Genomic DNA, 14428 nt, shown 5'->3' on the forward strand with positions numbered 1-14428 from the left:
AATCATACATCAGAGCCCATACAATGTCAAACAAACCGAGGCACTGCCATTTGTCAGAGGGTAAAAGCTATGGTAGGATAAAAAACTGACTTGTAAGGATTTGAATGAACATGCCTCAAAGTTTTCCATTCAAAGCCAGACAACCTTGTGTTCGGGCAATTCTCCCTGTTCTCTGCTGCCTGGTAATAAGCGCATCTATTTTCCTAGGTTATCGGTTGGTAAGCCAGCATCGGTACATGCAGAGGGGTGTCCTCCAAGAGACGTTGCCGGCGTTGCAGGAGTGCGCTGGTGATCAGTACGGTGTGAACGTTGCCCTCGAGCAATATGCTTCTGAAGAGGATTTGCAGCGAGTTCTCCGCTTGATCCAGGAAGGAGGCTTCCACTGGATACGGCAACATTTTCCCTGGGCGGAGATCGAGCCATTGCCAGGCGAATACCACTGGGAAATCTGGGATCGGATTGTAGGAGCTGCTAACAAGCTGGGTCTCGAGATTATAGCAGTATTAGACACCACCCCTGCATGGGCGCGTGCTCCCATAGATAGGGATAACCGCTTTGCCCCTCCCCAGTTTGCCACCACATATGGTTTGTTCGCGCGTGCTTTTGCCCAACGCTATGGTCACCAAATCACTTATTACGAAGTGTGGGACCAACCGAATATCTTCCCCCATTGGGGGGAACGCCCGATTGATCCTGCCCAATATGTGCATCTCCTGAAGATCGCTGCCAAGGAGTTAAGAAAATCAGATACTGATGCTATCGTGTTCTGTGCCGGCCTTGCTCCAAACACAGAGAGCGGTGGGCGCAACATGAGCGAAGTGCTCTTTTTACGTGGAATCTATCAAGCGGGTGGCCGAGGCTATTTCGATGTGTTGGCTGCGAAGCCGTATGGTTTCTGGAGCGGCCCGGACGACCGCCGTGTCAGTCCACAGGTGCTTAATTTTTCACGGCTCATTCTGCTGCGCGAAGAAATGGTGCGACATGGTGACAGTGAGGTCCCTATTTGGGCTGTGGAATTCGGTTGGAATGCCCTGCCCCAGGATTGGACGGGACGGCCTTCACCTTGGGGCACGGATGAAGTGGCAACACAGACCAAACGCACGGTGGAAGCGATTCAGCGCGCCCGACAAGAATGGGGCTGGCTGGGGGTAATGTGTTGGGCACAGCTTCAGCCGGCTGTGTCTGTAGATGATCCTCTATGGGGCTTTGCCCTGCTTGGCCCCGATTCCGCACCTACTCCTTTCTACTGGGCTCTGCATCATGCTATCTCTGTGCCCGTTGCCAGGATTAAAGTAGATAATACCTTTTACTATCTGCGCCTTCTGTTAGTAGGGGTGATGGCGTTGCTCTCTCTAATGGTACTGATACGTATGTGGCCACTTTCACCTTGGGGAGCATTGCTCCGCCATTTGGCTGTTGCCTATCAACGGGCGCCACAGTGGGTACAGTGGGCATTGCCAGCATTGTTACTGGCACTATACTACTTCTTGCCTTGGAGTATGGCGAGTCTGCTGGCACTGGCGCTCAGTGGCATGCTCATTTATCTGCGTTTGGATATTGGGCTAACCTATCTGGTGTTCTCCATTCCGTTTTTCCTGCGTCCCAAAGTGCTCTTCGGCAAGTCGTTCTCGCTAGTTGAGGTATTGACTTTGCTGTGTACTGCTATTTGGATGTTGGCGTGGTTACGTCAGCGCTGGAGGGCTGAAGGAAGCTCTGACTTGACAAAGCTGAAGCTTTGGTTAGGCATGGACTTGCTCCCCCTGAATGCAATGGATTGGGCGGTCATCGCCTTTGTCTGCATTGCAGCGCTATCCTTGTTGGTCTCGACGAACCGTGGTGTCAGTATCCGCGAATTCCGTGTGATCATCATTGAACCAGCGCTTTTGTACCTTCTGCTTCGCCAAGTTCCATTTAGCAAGGAGCAGTTTCTGCGCCTTGTGGATGCCTTGCTGCTGGCGGGGCTTGCGATGTCAATCCTCGGACTAAATCAATACTTTTTCAGCGGCGATGTGATCATAGCCGAGGGCGTGCGTCGAGTTCGGGGAATCTATGCCTCACCGAATAACCTCAGTTTACTACTTGGACGTATCATCCCGTTTGGGCTTTCTGTTCCCCTCGTCGGGAACACATGGAGACGCCGCCTATATGGCATTGGTTTGCTTCCCCTCGTGTTTTGCCTGTTTCTCACCTATTCGCGAGGGGGTTGGCTGTTGAGCTTTCCTGCAGCCGCGCTGACTGTTGGACTCTTGCGCGGGCGACGCACCACCCTTGTTGCCATTGCGATGATTGCCCTGTGTCTGCTGATGCTCCTGCCCCTGGTCGGTACAGAGCGCATTGTCTCCCTGCTCGACCTAAAGCAAGGCACGACTTTCCGTCGCATTAAGCTCTGGGAAGCAACAGTAGCCATGATTCATGATCATCCTATCACTGGAGTAGGACTCGACAACTTCCTTTATCGCTATCCTGAATACATGCGGCCCGAAGCATGGCAGGAGCCAGACTTGTCTCATCCGCACAACATCGTTCTGGATTACTGGACCCGCCTCGGGATTGGAGGAGTGGCGGTTTTGTTCTGGCTGGAAGCCGCATTTTTCAAAACGGCTTTGCGTCTATACCGAAATTTGCCCGATGGCGATGAGCGTGCTATCATTCTAGGGCTTCTTGGCAGTATGGCGGGCATGGTGGCACATGGCTTGATTGATAACTCCTATTTTCTGGTGGACCTCGCCTTTGTCTTTTTCTTAAGCTTTGGCTTGATACGGGCAATGGACGCTAGGCATCCTCTTGCGGATTGTGCTCTAGACTCTTCTCGAAGAATCCAATCTGCGTGAGGAAGGAAGTGGAGAATGTATGCGGAATAAGAAACAAGTGCGAGTTGATGTAGTGATTCCAGTTTACAACGAAGAGGCTGACCTGGAACGGAGCATTACTACCTTGCGTCAATTCCTTAAGGAGCATGTGGATTACGACTGGCGCATCGTCATCGCTGATAATGCTTCACGGGATAGGACTCTGGAGATCGCGCAGGAGTTGAGCGCACGTTACCCTGGCGAAGTGACCTATATCCACTTGGATCAGAAAGGGCGTGGACGCGCTCTGCGCAAGGCTTGGACGGAGAGCGATGCAGACATTGTCAGTTATATGGATGTTGACCTGTCCACAGACCTTAGCGCATTTCCTCCCCTGATTGATTCCCTGATTGACAGCGAGTACGATGTGGCGATTGGCTCGCGCCTGAAGAAGGGAGCGCAAGTGCAGCGCGGGCTGAAGCGCGAAATTATCTCACGCATCTATAACTTGATGATCAAGGTGATGTTTTTCAACCGCTTTTCCGATGCTCAATGCGGTTTCAAAGCAGTGACACGGCGGGTAGTGCGCGATATAGTGCCATTGGTTAAGGATCAAGCCTGGTTCTTTGACAGCGAGTTGCTGCTGCTTGCTGAACGCATGGGCTACAAAATCTACGAAGTGCCAGTCAAGTGGCGGGATGACCCGGATAGCCGGGTCAATATCGTGAACACCGCCTGGGAAGACATCAAAGGACTTTTCCGGGTGCGTTTTAGCAATGTTGGCAAGAAAGTGGGATAGGCAAAAGCATGCGCATTCTCATAACGGGTGGTGCGGGATTCCTTGGTTCGCATCTTTGCGACCGTTTTCTAAGTGAAGGTCATTACGTCATCGCGATGGACAATCTGATCACGGGCAGCGTGCGCAACATTGAGCATTTGGCTGGCCATGAGCGGTTTCGTTTTATCAAGCAGGATGTGACCGAGTACCTCTATCTGGAGGGGCCACTGGATGCCATTCTGCACTTTGCTTCCCCTGCTAGCCCTATTGATTACCTCCAGTACCCGATTCAGACCCTCAAAGTCGGGGCGTTGGGTACGCACAAGACACTGGGGTTGGCACGAGCAAAGGGTGCGCGCTTTCTTCTGGCCTCCACCTCCGAGGTCTATGGGGATCCCGAAGTACATCCGCAGAGGGAGGATTACTGGGGCCATGTCAATCCCATTGGTCCGCGGGGGGTATATGACGAGGCAAAGCGCTTTGCCGAGGCTTTGACCATGGCCTATCATCGTTATCATAGCGTAGAGACTAGGATTGCGCGCATCTTCAATACTTATGGCCCGCGCATGCGGCTGGATGACGGTCGTGCTGTACCCAATTTCATTGGTCAGGCTCTGCGTGGCGAACCATTGACCGTGTACGGCGATGGCTTGCAAACACGCAGTTTCTGTTTTTATTCGGACTTGATCGAGGGGGTCTATCGGTTACTGCAATCGGATTATGCTGAGCCAGTCAATCTGGGCAATCCGAGCGAAATCAAACTACTTGACTTTGCCTTGCTCATCAACGAACTGGTAGGTAATAAAGCAGGCATCGTCTATAAGCCGCTGCCTAAGGATGACCCGAAGCAGCGTCAGCCGGATATCACACGGGCACGGCAAATCCTGGGATGGGAGCCCAAGATTGGTTTGGAAGAAGGCTTGCGAGTGACGATCGAGTGGTTCCAGCAGGCTTTGCAGAGTTCCTGCTGATTGCGTATCCCCTGTATACTTTTGACAGCGGCGTGCTGCTGGGCTTCGTAATCTGTGCTTGCTACTGATTTTTGACGAAAGAGCGGATCGCTTCCGCTGTCTCCTCTGGTTTGCTCATCGGAACAAAGTGGTCTGCCCCCTCTATTTCCAGGAATCTGCCATGCGGCAAGAGCCACTGCATCCATCGCATGGCGCTTTTTGTGTACGTGTCGGAATGTTGGCCGCGGATCACCAGCAAGGGCAAGCGTCGAAGGCGCGGAATATCCAACCAGACGTCCGGAGGGACGGTCTCAAAGATGCGTGCTTCCCATTCCCGTGGATAGCGCAGATACACACTACCTGAAGGGTGTTCCTTGGTTCCACTGGTGATATAGTCGCGCAAGAAGTCATCCTGCCAGCGGGCAAAGACGGGAGCGGCACGGTAAGCTCTAAACAAAACCTCTTTGTTTGGCCACTCCATCCGCCTGCGTCGCGCTCCCGTCGGAAGGTGCGCCCGTCGGTTGAGGCGTAGAGACATAGCCAGCGCCCAGACTGGAGCCAGATGGGGCGGTAGGATAACTGGGTCAATTAGCACTAGGGCGCGGATCAGTTCTGCGTGAGCCACAGCGCAAAGCAGGCTCGTAACAGCTCCTAGGGAGTGTCCGATAGCAACCACACCATGCCATTGCATCTCCAGTAGAAAGCGGGCTAGGTCATCACCCAGCTCACGCCAGTGACGAAATTGAGCGGGATCCTGGTTGCCCCATAGTGCCCGACATTCCATACCCAGTACATGGAACTGCGGAATCAGCAGCTTGACAAAGGCACTGTAAGTGCCTGGAGGAAATCCATTGGCATGGGCAAAATGCACAAGAGGGCCTTGCCCACCCCAATCTACATAAGGAATCCCGCTAGGCGAACGGAGCAACTTGGTTTCAGGATCAGTATTGGTTGGCAATGTCACCGCTCAGTGCGTCAATGTCACCTTGCGCAATCCGCGTGGATGGTCTGGGTCGTATCCTTTCGCTAGCGTGAGGTCATGTGCTAGCAACTGACCAGGGATGACGCAAGTGATTGGCGAGAGCCATTCAGGGACTGTAACGGGCAGTTGCAGTGGGGTGATAGCCAAGTCTAAAGCCTCGCGTCGATCGGAGATCGCAATGAACTCTGCTCCCTTTTCATGCAATTCACGCGCGAGAGCCAATATGTCTGGATATACTTCACCGGAAGGGGCTACCAGGATAACAGGGAATCCTTGCTCAACAACGGCGATTGGACCGTGCATAAAATCTGCTGAAGAATACGCCTCAATCAGAACGTAGCTTAGTTCCTTCATCTTGAGCGCGATCTCGAAAGCGGTGGCGTAGTTGTATCCGCGCCCTAGGATGAGACATGTCTCCATATACCGATAGCGATCAATACGTGCCCGCACGTCGTTTGCTACAGCCAATGTCCTGCTGACCGCTTCGGGCAAATAGTTGATCTGCGATTTTCTCTGCTTGTCTCCGCTCCAGAAAGCAGCCAATAGCGCCAGAGCGGTAAGCTGTGCCGTGTACGTTTTGCTGGCAGCTACACTCATCTCCTTCCCAGCATGACAGGCAATAACGAATTCAGCCGATCGGGCCAGGGGCGAGTTAGGTTCATTGGTGATCGCCAGCGTACAGGCTCCTTGCCGTCGGGCTTCATCCACAACCGCAATGATGTCCGGTGACTCGCCGGATTGTGATATGCCAATGACCAGCGCATCCTGTCCAGTACGTGGAGGAGTATGATAGATGGTATAGAGCGAAGGGGCAGCAAGAGCAACTGGCAGACGAAGAATACTGGCAAAGAGGTATTTTCCATAGGTTGCCGCGTTGTCTGAGGTGCCCCGGGCAGCGATCATGATGTAGCGAATCTGACGCTGGCGCAATTCATCGGCGACCCCAGCAATCCGCGCACTTTCTTCACTGATGAGTCGGGCGATGACCTCAGGTTGTTCGTGAATTTCGTCATAGAGATGGCTCATGCAGTCCTCCCACCGAAGTAATCTGGATATTCCACCGTTGGCTGACCTATGTTAGCCTAGAACAATATTCCTGTCAATTTTCTATCCATTTGCATCAAGTCGTCCGTGCTGTCGCGTTACAGAGCAGTAGGTACATTGGTTGCTTAGCGATACAGCCTATCTGATGATTTCCCTAAGCGCTGCCTTGTACAGTATAATAAGTTACTTTATCTCCATAGTTAAGCAAAGGATTTCATGTCAAGTAACTCACAGCCAGCCAGTGCTACACCGGACAAGACACATCCTTATCACGTTAAGTTGGAGGTGTTCGAGGGGCCACTTGATCTGTTGCTGCATCTTATCGAAAAGCAAGAGCTAGATATCACCAGAATATCATTAGTAACGGTTACTGACCAGTACCTGGAATACATTAGTACCCCTGGTCGCATCAGCGCAGAGAATCTAGCTGAGTTCCTGGTCGTAGCGGCAAAACTGCTGTTGATCAAGTCGCGTGCGTTGCTGCCCGCTCCTCCCGTCACCGCCGAGGGAGAGCAAGAGGACGTGGGAGAAGAACTGGCCCGCCAGTTGCTGGAATACAAGAGATGCAAGGAACTGGCGCAACAACTGCGGGAAAGGGAGGAGCTAGGGCTGCGCACATACTTGCGCATTGCCTCGCTGCCACGTTTGGAACGACAACTTGATCTGACGGATATCTCCCTCGAAGACCTTATCGAAGCGGCGCGCCAGGCGCTGTCGTTGGAACCAATAGGGGAGCCGGTGGGCGAAATCGTCGCGCCGCTCACGGTAACCATCGCTGACAGAATTGAGCACATAGAATCATTGCTGGCAAAAAACAAAACCCTTAGTTTCAGCAGTTTGTTGCGCGAAGCTGGATCCCGCCCAGTGATCATTATCACTTTTCTGGCGCTCCTGGAATTGATCAAGGCTGGTCGTGTGCAGGTACAACAAGAGCGTTTATTCGGTGAAATACTGATCTTTCGCGCAGAAACGCTGCAGCCAGCACCGACTGTGCAGCATCCCCAGCAGCAATAGGCCTCCACTGATATCTATGAGGACGTCGTACCAGTTTGCGTGTCTTCCGGGCACAAATGCCTGGTGCGCTTCATCGGTGATGGCATAAGCCGCCGTCGCCAACAACGAGGTGAACATGGCCCTGTCCACGCTCTGAGTGCGGCGAAAAGCGCGCGCGAATAAGATAAAGAGCAAGGTGTACTCGCCAAAATGCGCCAATTTCTTCAGCAAAGCATCCACACGTGGCCCGGGAGCCTGGGGCAAACGGGGCTGGGAGGACACGTAGAAGATAAAGGCCATGAGCAATAATGGCGGCAGCCAATACCACAGCCAGACAAGGATTCTGTGCAGAGGATTTGTTTTCGTTGTATTTAGCATAGCTTCTCTTCTGGTTCGGAATGCGAAAACGTTGTCAGGGACACTGTCCCTTCAAGTGGAGATTTGATACGCTATCTCTGCCCGCTTGGCCAGTCTGTGCCAGGCAAATTCGCTCTGGATATGCTCTTGTGCCACCATGCCTAGGCGTTTGGCCAGGTCTTGATCGCGTAGCAAGCGGACTACAGCCTCTATAAAGCGCTCAGTTTCTCCTGGATTGATAAGCAGGCCTGAAACACCGTGCTCGATGTATTCAGCGTTCTGACCCACCCGTTCGGCAACAACTGGAACCCCCGCGGCCAACAAGTCAATGAGCTTCACAGCACATTTGGTACGGTTGATCAGTGTGTCATCGAATGGGTAAATGGCTACTTGTGCCAGTGCAAAATGAGCTGCTAGTTCCTGGGGTGGCACCCAGCCCGCGTAGACAATATACCGTGCCAACTCATGCTCACGGATTATTGCCAGCAATTGTTCTTCCTCTCCAAAGAATCCTTTGCCTACGATGAGCCAGCGAGCCTCGGGCACCTCTGCCAGCACTCCTTCCATAATTGCCAGAGCACGCTCAATGCGAAATTCGAAAAAGCGCGTATAGAGCAGTGCCACGGGTGCATTGCCTAATCCGTATTGTTGACGAAGCGAAGCTACTTCAGGCGGTGACGCTGCATACCCTTCTGGCCACCAGCCATTTGGCAGGTAGTATACTTTAGCAGGAGGCACACCCAGGCTCCAGACAATCGTTTCTAGTGCTCGGCTGGCCACTGTAACCGCATCGCAATGTGTTAGTCCCCACCGTTCTTGCCAAGCGAAGAAGCGCTTTTGTGCCCAGGAGTAGTCTCCTAATTCATTCCAACCGCCGGGGCCTTCCCAATCGTCAGTGTCTACCACGAGCTTGGCTTTAACCCGCCCAATTCGTTTCATTTGCCATACTGCCCAGGCGACCAAGCCAGCGTAGGACTTGGGTTTGAAGCAATGGATGACATGGGGATTGTGCTTTAGTGTTGCCCGCAATAAGCGCCAAGCAAGCATAAGGTGTCGCCACAGCGGGATGCGTGGCGACAGCGGTACATTGTACACGTAGACTCCATCTTCCATCCACTCTTTTCCTGCATCTTGGGGCTGATCCCATGGAGGTAGAAGCATAACGACCTGGTGACCGCGTGCCGCCAGCGCTTTACCTAGAGGTAAAGCCCGTACAGCCATCGTACGTTTCGGTTCCATGGCAAAAGGGCCAACCAAGACAATGTTCATAAAATCTATTATAGTGGTGCTCTGTCCATTACTCCAAACTGCGAACTTAATCTCTTGCCTGACATGAGATTATGAGGCATAATGTACCATAAGTCGAGATGAATGTGCGTTGCGTTAAGGTATAGGAAGGGTGTATTGACAATCCGATGCAAAAGGAGCAACAGGTTGCGTGTCTGAACCAGGGCGTCTATTCGTGGTGGCTGTGCCGATAGGGCATCCCAAAGACATCACCCTGAGAGCCATTGAGGTACTGCGGAGCGTTGCTGGGGTTATTTGTGAGGAGTACCGTGAAGGCAGCACCGTGCTGTCAAAACTGGGCATCCAGAACGAACTCATCGTTCTGAACGAGCACAACGAGAAAACTGAGTCAGCAAGGATTGTGGAACTACTGGCACAAGGCAAGTCACTGGCTCTGATTTCAGATTGTGGCACGCCAGTGTTTGCTGATCCTGGGCATTTCCTATTGCACGTAGTAGTGCAAGCAGGTATACCCGTTGTCCCTGTACCTGGCCCGTCTTCGCTCACAGCGGCGCTATCTGTATGCGATTTTCCAATGGAGCAGTTCGTCTTTGGTGGTTTCTTGCCACGCGAGAGGGACAGGCGTCTACGGGAATTGGAACGCTTGCGCGTTATTCACTTACCTGTCATCCTGATGGACACGCCATACCGCATGGTGGCTCTATTGAAAGATGTTGCGCAGGTATTTGGTAGCAGGCACCAAGTCTTGCTGGCTTGCGATCTCACGCTTCCTTCCGAGCGCATCTATCGAGGGGAAGTGCAAGACGTATTGAAACAAATCGAAAAGCGAAAGAGCGAGTTTGTCCTGATCCTGCGATAGAGGTCAGGCCAGGTAAGGTTACCCCTATAGAATTTACCCTACTCTACTGTGACCGACTTGGCCAGATTGCGCGGCTGGTCTACATCACAACCTAATCTTATCGCGATGTGATAGGCCAGTAGCTGCAATGGAATAACGGTCAGCACTGGCGTGAGGAAGGGGGACGCTTCAGGGACAAAAATAGTGTGGTTGGCTTTTTCTGCGATCTCCTGGTCTCCCTCGGTCGCGATGGCAATAACAATCCCTCCACGCGCGCGTACCTGTTCGATATTGCTCAGCATCTTGTCACGCACATTGTCACGCACCGCAATAGCGACTACAGGCATGTTTTCGTCAATCAGTGCAATAGGCCCGTGTTTCATCTCGCCAGCAGGATAGCCCTCGGCATGTATGTATGAGATCTCTTTTAGCTTCAGTGCACCCTCCAGCGCTATGGGATAATTGATGCCACGTCCCAAGTACAGAAAGTCGCGGCGCTTGAAATAGCGCTGGGCTAGTGTTTCGTAGTCATTACTCCTTGCCAACACTTTGCCCACTAGACCAGGCAACTCGATCAGATCTTGCAGCAATTTTTCCCTTTGTGGCTTGTCCAGAGTGCCACGTTCCTGGCCCAGATAGAGACCCAATAGATAGGCCGCTACAAGCATAGAGGTGAAAGCTTTGGTCGAAGCCACTCCGATCTCCGGCCCGGCATTGAGGTAAATCACCCCATCGGCCAGGCGAGCTGCTTGGCTGCCTACCACGTTGACGATACTGATACAGCGTATGCCCTTGTTGCGAGCTTCTTCCATCGCCGCCAATGTGTCTACGGTCTCACCGGACTGACTGATAACGAGCAGCACATCCCCTTGTGGATTCAGGAGGGGTTCACGATAGCGAAACTCAGAACTGTAATCCACCTCCACAGGGATATGGGCAAGCTTCTCAATGAGGAACTTGGAGATTAGTGCAGCATGCCAGGCGGTGCCACAAGCAACGGCAAGAATACGGCGGATGTCTTGCAATTGCTCCGTGGAGAAAGTTTGCAATCCTTCCAGGTGCACTTTCCCTGCATCCAAATTCAATCGCCCGCGAATGACGTCGGTGATGGAGCGGGCCTGTTCTTCGATCTCCTTGAGCATAAAGTGCTTGTAGCCTTCTTTGGCCACTGATACCGGATCCCAGGGGATAATGTGAATGTCTTTCTTCAATGGCTCACCAGATAAAGTGAAAAACTGCGCGCTGTCAGGAGTGATCACGGCTAGCTCCTTATGCTCCAAGAAACTGACTTTTTGCGTGTGTTCCAGGATGGCTGGCATGTCCGAAGCGACGAACATTTCATCTCGACCGTAACCTACGACAATGCCACCAGCGTTTCCCAACCTCGCCGCCAGGAGTTTGTGGGGCTCCAGTGCGCTGAGGACTACGATAGCGCTAGCACCCTTCAATTGGCTCAGTGCCAAACGTACGGCAGCGGCTAGATCGCCGTTCTCATCCCGATACTTCTCAATGAGGTGAACGATAACTTCGGTGTCCGTCTGCGAGCGGAAGATATGCCCTTCGGCCAACAGAAGTTCCTTCAGCTCGCGGTAATTCTCCACAATGCCGTTCTGGATAACGACTATTTCCCCCTTGCAATCCGTATGGGGATGGGTATTGGCTTCAGTCACACCGCCGTGGGTGGCCCAACGCGTATGCCCTATCCCAACGTGCCCGTGAATGGGCTGCTGGACAAGGAGCGCTGCCAGATTTTCTATTTTTCCAACGCTTCGCCGCAGAACCAATTGGCCATCTTGCAACGCGGCAAGCCCAGCAGAATCGTAGCCACGGTACTCCAAGCGGCGCAGACCTTGCAGGACAATAGGGGGTGCCTCACGAGCTCCGATATAACCAACGATGCCACACATTGTTTCCCTCCTGTGGAATAGTTTTTGCTATAAGCAGGCATAGAATCGCCAACAAAGGCGCAAGACAGGGATTCACGATTTGCTACGGAGATGCACGTACTCAGTGCTGGCCAAGCCGCAGGGAAAAGTAGTGCTTGCCTGCTGTCGAAGTAGCCACTGCACCCTGCTTTGTCCTGGCAGTCACCTGCGGGCTTTGTCAGGATGCTCGATCTCGGAGGGAAAGCGGGGGATGGCGCTCCCCGGAGGCTTCCGCTGACCTCTCGATTTTCCCCGTTTGGTTATCCGCGGGTTAGCCCTGCCTCGCGGCAGGGAACCTCCTCCTCGTCAGCTGCACCGTACGGTGCAGTCCATGCGCTGTTCTCCCTCTCCATAGGTTATGATGGCCAGCTTGGATAGCAGTTCACCTCCTTGACTTGTCATGTGCAATCTAGAGACCAGATTTCTCACTGAAACCTGGTCTCTGCTCGCTACGATTCAGGTTCAGACCACTTTCTTGAACTGGTCTTTGGTTGCGCCGCAGACTGGGCAGATCCAATCATCTGGCAAGTCCTCAAAAGGCGTCCCTGGTTTGATGCCAGAGTCTGGGTCACCCACTTCCGGGTCATAAATATAGCCACAAACGGTGCATTCGTACTTGGCTGCCTTCGCTTCGGGCTTAGCCTCTTCTTTTTTGGGCTCTTCTTTGATATATGTTGGCGCTGTCTTGGGAGCCTTGCCCCGCTTGACCAGATGATAGTACGCATAGGTCATTGGTTCAGCATTCTCGTCCAAAACTTCTGCAGCAAGCACTTTGCCCACAAAGAGGGTATGTGTTACCGCGCTGACCGAATCCACGACTTCTGCTTCCAAGTAGGCTATGGCATTGTCCAGAACGATGGGTACGCCGGTGATCCCCATTTGGGTGTTCACTCCCTCGAATTTGTCAATCTCGCGTCCGGACTTGAAACCAAAGCGTCCAATGAATTCCATGGGAGTTTCTTGGGAGAGAACGGAGACCGTAAAGACCTTGCTTGCCTGGACGAATTCGTGGGTGAGGTTCTGCTTGTTCAGACATACCGCAATCATGGGAGGATCAGAGGTAGTTTGAATAACGGTGTTTGCAATTTGGCCATTGAATTTGCCATTGTTCTTCGAACTTATCACGTACATTCCATAGCTGATTTTATGCAAAGCTTTGGGGTTCATTGGTTAACCTTTCGTCAAATATAGTATTGACCGGGTCGCTTGGCCATTCGTTCAGAGTGCCTGCATTCTATAGCGTGGTACCTACTTTGTCAAACCCGATACAATGCCCAGAAAGCTGGCTAGCTTCTGACACCGTTTAGAAGGTGAGTACAGTGCCGGCTGGGCAAGGTGCTACATGGGGGCCGAAGGTAGTAGCCAGTGCTACGTACGCAGCCTGTCCTGTACAGTGATTAGGATAAAAGCGTGGCGTACCATAGGTGCGCAGAACCTCGACTAGATGACGGAGTTGTTCATCCTTCATGCTTTCCAGATGCATGCCTCCAACCACGGCAGCAATTGCCCCATCAAAATTATCGCGCACGTGTTGCAGCGTATTCAGCAATCCGGCGTGGCAACAGCCACACAGCACCACCAGACCTTGGCTGACTTCTAACACGAGGGACATGTCATCCCGATAAGGATCGGCAATGAAGCGATCACCATCTCGCACCAGATGGCGGGCACTGCGTCCTTCTACTTCTGGGCGGAGGGTGATTTCCCCCGTGGTGTATACGCCGGGCAGGATTTGTTGCGGCTTATCGCTCAAATGCAAATCCGCGTAGCGCGATAGTTCTTCGTGCTTTATGGAAAGGCCAATGCACTCCAACTTGTCCTCACGCCGTGAAAAGCGTTCGCGGAAGAGGTCTGAATGCGCGTACAAGGGTATCCCGCCCGTCTTTTGCAATACCCTCAGCCCGCCAGTGTGGTCGTAGTGGGCATGGCTGAGGGCCAATGCACTGATGCTGTGCGGTTCAATTGCTGCAACTTGCAGGTTGTGTAGTAGCACCCTGCCGCTTTGCCCAGTATCGAAGAGCAGACGTTTCCCCTCAGTCTTTATCAAAAACGAAAGTCCATGTTCGCCCCAAAAACGAGAACCAGCCTGAACAGAATTGTCAACCAAACAAGTTATCTCCATTGTTCTCAATCCCATGTTCGCCTTCTGATCATGGCGCAGGTACCGTACACTACCTTAATGCCATGTTGTCTGCAGAATTCTATCGCCTTTTCGGACTCCGCGCCAGGCTGCATCCATACCCGAGTGATACCCAGGTCTGCACACTGCTGCACGACCTGTTCCGTTACCTGTGGTGGAACGACAACGTCTACGACTACAGGGCGCTCTGGCAGGTCAGCAAGGCTGCGGTAGAGTGGTTGTCCTTCCAGATAGCCGCCACGCGAGTTCACGCCATATACGGTGTAACCCGCGTCGCGCAGATTGCGAAAGATCTTGTTGCCAAACTTGTTTGGATCAGTGGATACACCTACCACTGCCCACACACGTTGGTTGATAAAATCTTGAATCAGTTCTTCCATTCCG

At 52.7% G+C, this 14428-nt stretch carries 13 protein-coding genes; 5 read left to right on the forward strand and 8 right to left on the reverse strand.

Annotation, left to right across the window (positions count from 1 at the left end):
- Positions 1-236: 236 nt before the first annotated feature.
- From H5T67_03415 to H5T67_03425, 3 genes are read left to right on the forward strand one after another with little or no spacing between them, the layout of a single operon-like run.
- Positions 237-2831, forward strand: coding sequence for an O-antigen ligase family protein (locus tag H5T67_03415; protein MBC7244368.1), 2595 nt, complete (start codon positions 237-239; stop codon positions 2829-2831).
- A gap of 19 nt (positions 2832-2850) precedes the next feature.
- Complete coding sequence (locus H5T67_03420; protein ID MBC7244369.1) at positions 2851-3588, forward strand: glycosyltransferase family 2 protein; 738 nt, start codon at positions 2851-2853, stop codon at positions 3586-3588.
- A gap of 8 nt (positions 3589-3596) precedes the next feature.
- A complete protein-coding gene (locus H5T67_03425) occupies positions 3597-4538 on the forward strand; it encodes an SDR family oxidoreductase (protein ID MBC7244370.1) in 942 nt (313 codons plus the stop codon).
- 61 nt (positions 4539-4599) lie between these two features.
- On the opposite strand, the gene H5T67_03430 is transcribed toward H5T67_03425, so the two are convergent.
- Positions 4600-5475, reverse strand: a complete 876-nt coding sequence (locus tag H5T67_03430) for an alpha/beta hydrolase (protein ID MBC7244371.1) — start codon at positions 5473-5475, stop codon at positions 4600-4602.
- A 9-nt stretch (positions 5476-5484) separates the two neighbouring features.
- On the reverse strand, positions 5485-6525 hold the full coding sequence (locus H5T67_03435; GenBank protein MBC7244372.1) for an SIS domain-containing protein: 1041 nt from the start codon (positions 6523-6525) through the stop codon (positions 5485-5487).
- A 234-nt stretch (positions 6526-6759) separates the two neighbouring features.
- Between H5T67_03435 and H5T67_03440 the strand changes: the two genes are divergently transcribed.
- A complete protein-coding gene (locus H5T67_03440) occupies positions 6760-7557 on the forward strand; it encodes a segregation/condensation protein A (protein ID MBC7244373.1) in 798 nt (265 codons plus the stop codon).
- Here H5T67_03440 and vanZ read toward each other — a convergent pair.
- Together vanZ and H5T67_03450 are read right to left on the reverse strand one after the other, a co-directional pair.
- On the reverse strand, positions 7480-7914 hold the full coding sequence (vanZ, locus tag H5T67_03445) for a VanZ family protein (protein MBC7244374.1): 435 nt from the start codon (positions 7912-7914) through the stop codon (positions 7480-7482). The genes H5T67_03440 and vanZ overlap by 78 nt on opposite strands.
- Positions 7915-7965: 51 nt before the next feature.
- A complete protein-coding gene (locus H5T67_03450; GenBank protein ID MBC7244375.1) occupies positions 7966-9132 on the reverse strand; it encodes a glycosyltransferase family 4 protein in 1167 nt (388 codons plus the stop codon).
- 199 nt (positions 9133-9331) lie between these two features.
- Here H5T67_03450 and H5T67_03455 point away from each other — a divergent pair, with 199 nt between their 5' ends.
- Positions 9332-10000: a 16S rRNA (cytidine(1402)-2'-O)-methyltransferase gene (locus H5T67_03455; protein ID MBC7244376.1), complete on the forward strand. Its 669-nt coding sequence runs from the start codon at positions 9332-9334 to the stop codon at positions 9998-10000.
- 38 nt (positions 10001-10038) lie between these two features.
- Here the strand turns inward: H5T67_03455 and glmS are convergent, their stop codons facing one another.
- From glmS to H5T67_03475, 4 genes are all read right to left on the reverse strand, one after another.
- Positions 10039-11886 carry a glutamine--fructose-6-phosphate transaminase (isomerizing) gene (glmS, locus tag H5T67_03460; protein MBC7244377.1) on the reverse strand — a complete coding sequence of 616 codons (1848 nt, stop codon included), beginning with the start codon at positions 11884-11886 and terminating at the stop codon, positions 10039-10041.
- A gap of 480 nt (positions 11887-12366) precedes the next feature.
- Positions 12367-13071, reverse strand: coding sequence for a flavin reductase (locus H5T67_03465; protein ID MBC7244378.1), 705 nt, complete (start codon positions 13069-13071; stop codon positions 12367-12369).
- 136 nt (positions 13072-13207) lie between these two features.
- A complete protein-coding gene (locus H5T67_03470) occupies positions 13208-14011 on the reverse strand; it encodes an MBL fold metallo-hydrolase (protein ID MBC7244379.1) in 804 nt (267 codons plus the stop codon).
- 20 nt (positions 14012-14031) lie between these two features.
- Positions 14032-14424: a CoA-binding protein gene (locus H5T67_03475; GenBank protein MBC7244380.1), complete on the reverse strand. Its 393-nt coding sequence runs from the start codon at positions 14422-14424 to the stop codon at positions 14032-14034.
- Between the last annotated feature and the right edge of the window lie 4 nt (positions 14425-14428).

The organism is Chloroflexota bacterium (assembly GCA_014360905.1).
Classification (GTDB): domain Bacteria; phylum Chloroflexota; class Anaerolineae; order UBA2200; family UBA2200; genus JACIWX01.

Coding starts and splice junctions, on each gene's coding strand:
- H5T67_03415 (MBC7244368.1), top strand. CDS start 237: ATGCAGAGGGGTGTCCTCCAAGAGACGTTGCCGGCGTTGCAGGAGTGC.
- H5T67_03420 (MBC7244369.1), top strand. CDS start 2,851: ATGCGGAATAAGAAACAAGTGCGAGTTGATGTAGTGATTCCAGTTTAC.
- H5T67_03425 (MBC7244370.1), top strand. CDS start 3,597: ATGCGCATTCTCATAACGGGTGGTGCGGGATTCCTTGGTTCGCATCTT.
- H5T67_03435 (MBC7244372.1), bottom strand. CDS start 6,525: ATGAGCCATCTCTATGACGAAATTCACGAACAACCTGAGGTCATCGCC.
- H5T67_03440 (MBC7244373.1), top strand. CDS start 6,760: ATGTCAAGTAACTCACAGCCAGCCAGTGCTACACCGGACAAGACACAT.
- vanZ (MBC7244374.1), bottom strand. CDS start 7,914: ATGCTAAATACAACGAAAACAAATCCTCTGCACAGAATCCTTGTCTGG.
- H5T67_03450 (MBC7244375.1), bottom strand. CDS start 9,132: ATGGAACCGAAACGTACGATGGCTGTACGGGCTTTACCTCTAGGTAAA.
- glmS (MBC7244377.1), bottom strand. CDS start 11,886: ATGTGTGGCATCGTTGGTTATATCGGAGCTCGTGAGGCACCCCCTATT.
- H5T67_03465 (MBC7244378.1), bottom strand. CDS start 13,071: ATGAACCCCAAAGCTTTGCATAAAATCAGCTATGGAATGTACGTGATA.
- H5T67_03475 (MBC7244380.1), bottom strand. CDS start 14,424: ATGGAAGAACTGATTCAAGATTTTATCAACCAACGTGTGTGGGCAGTG.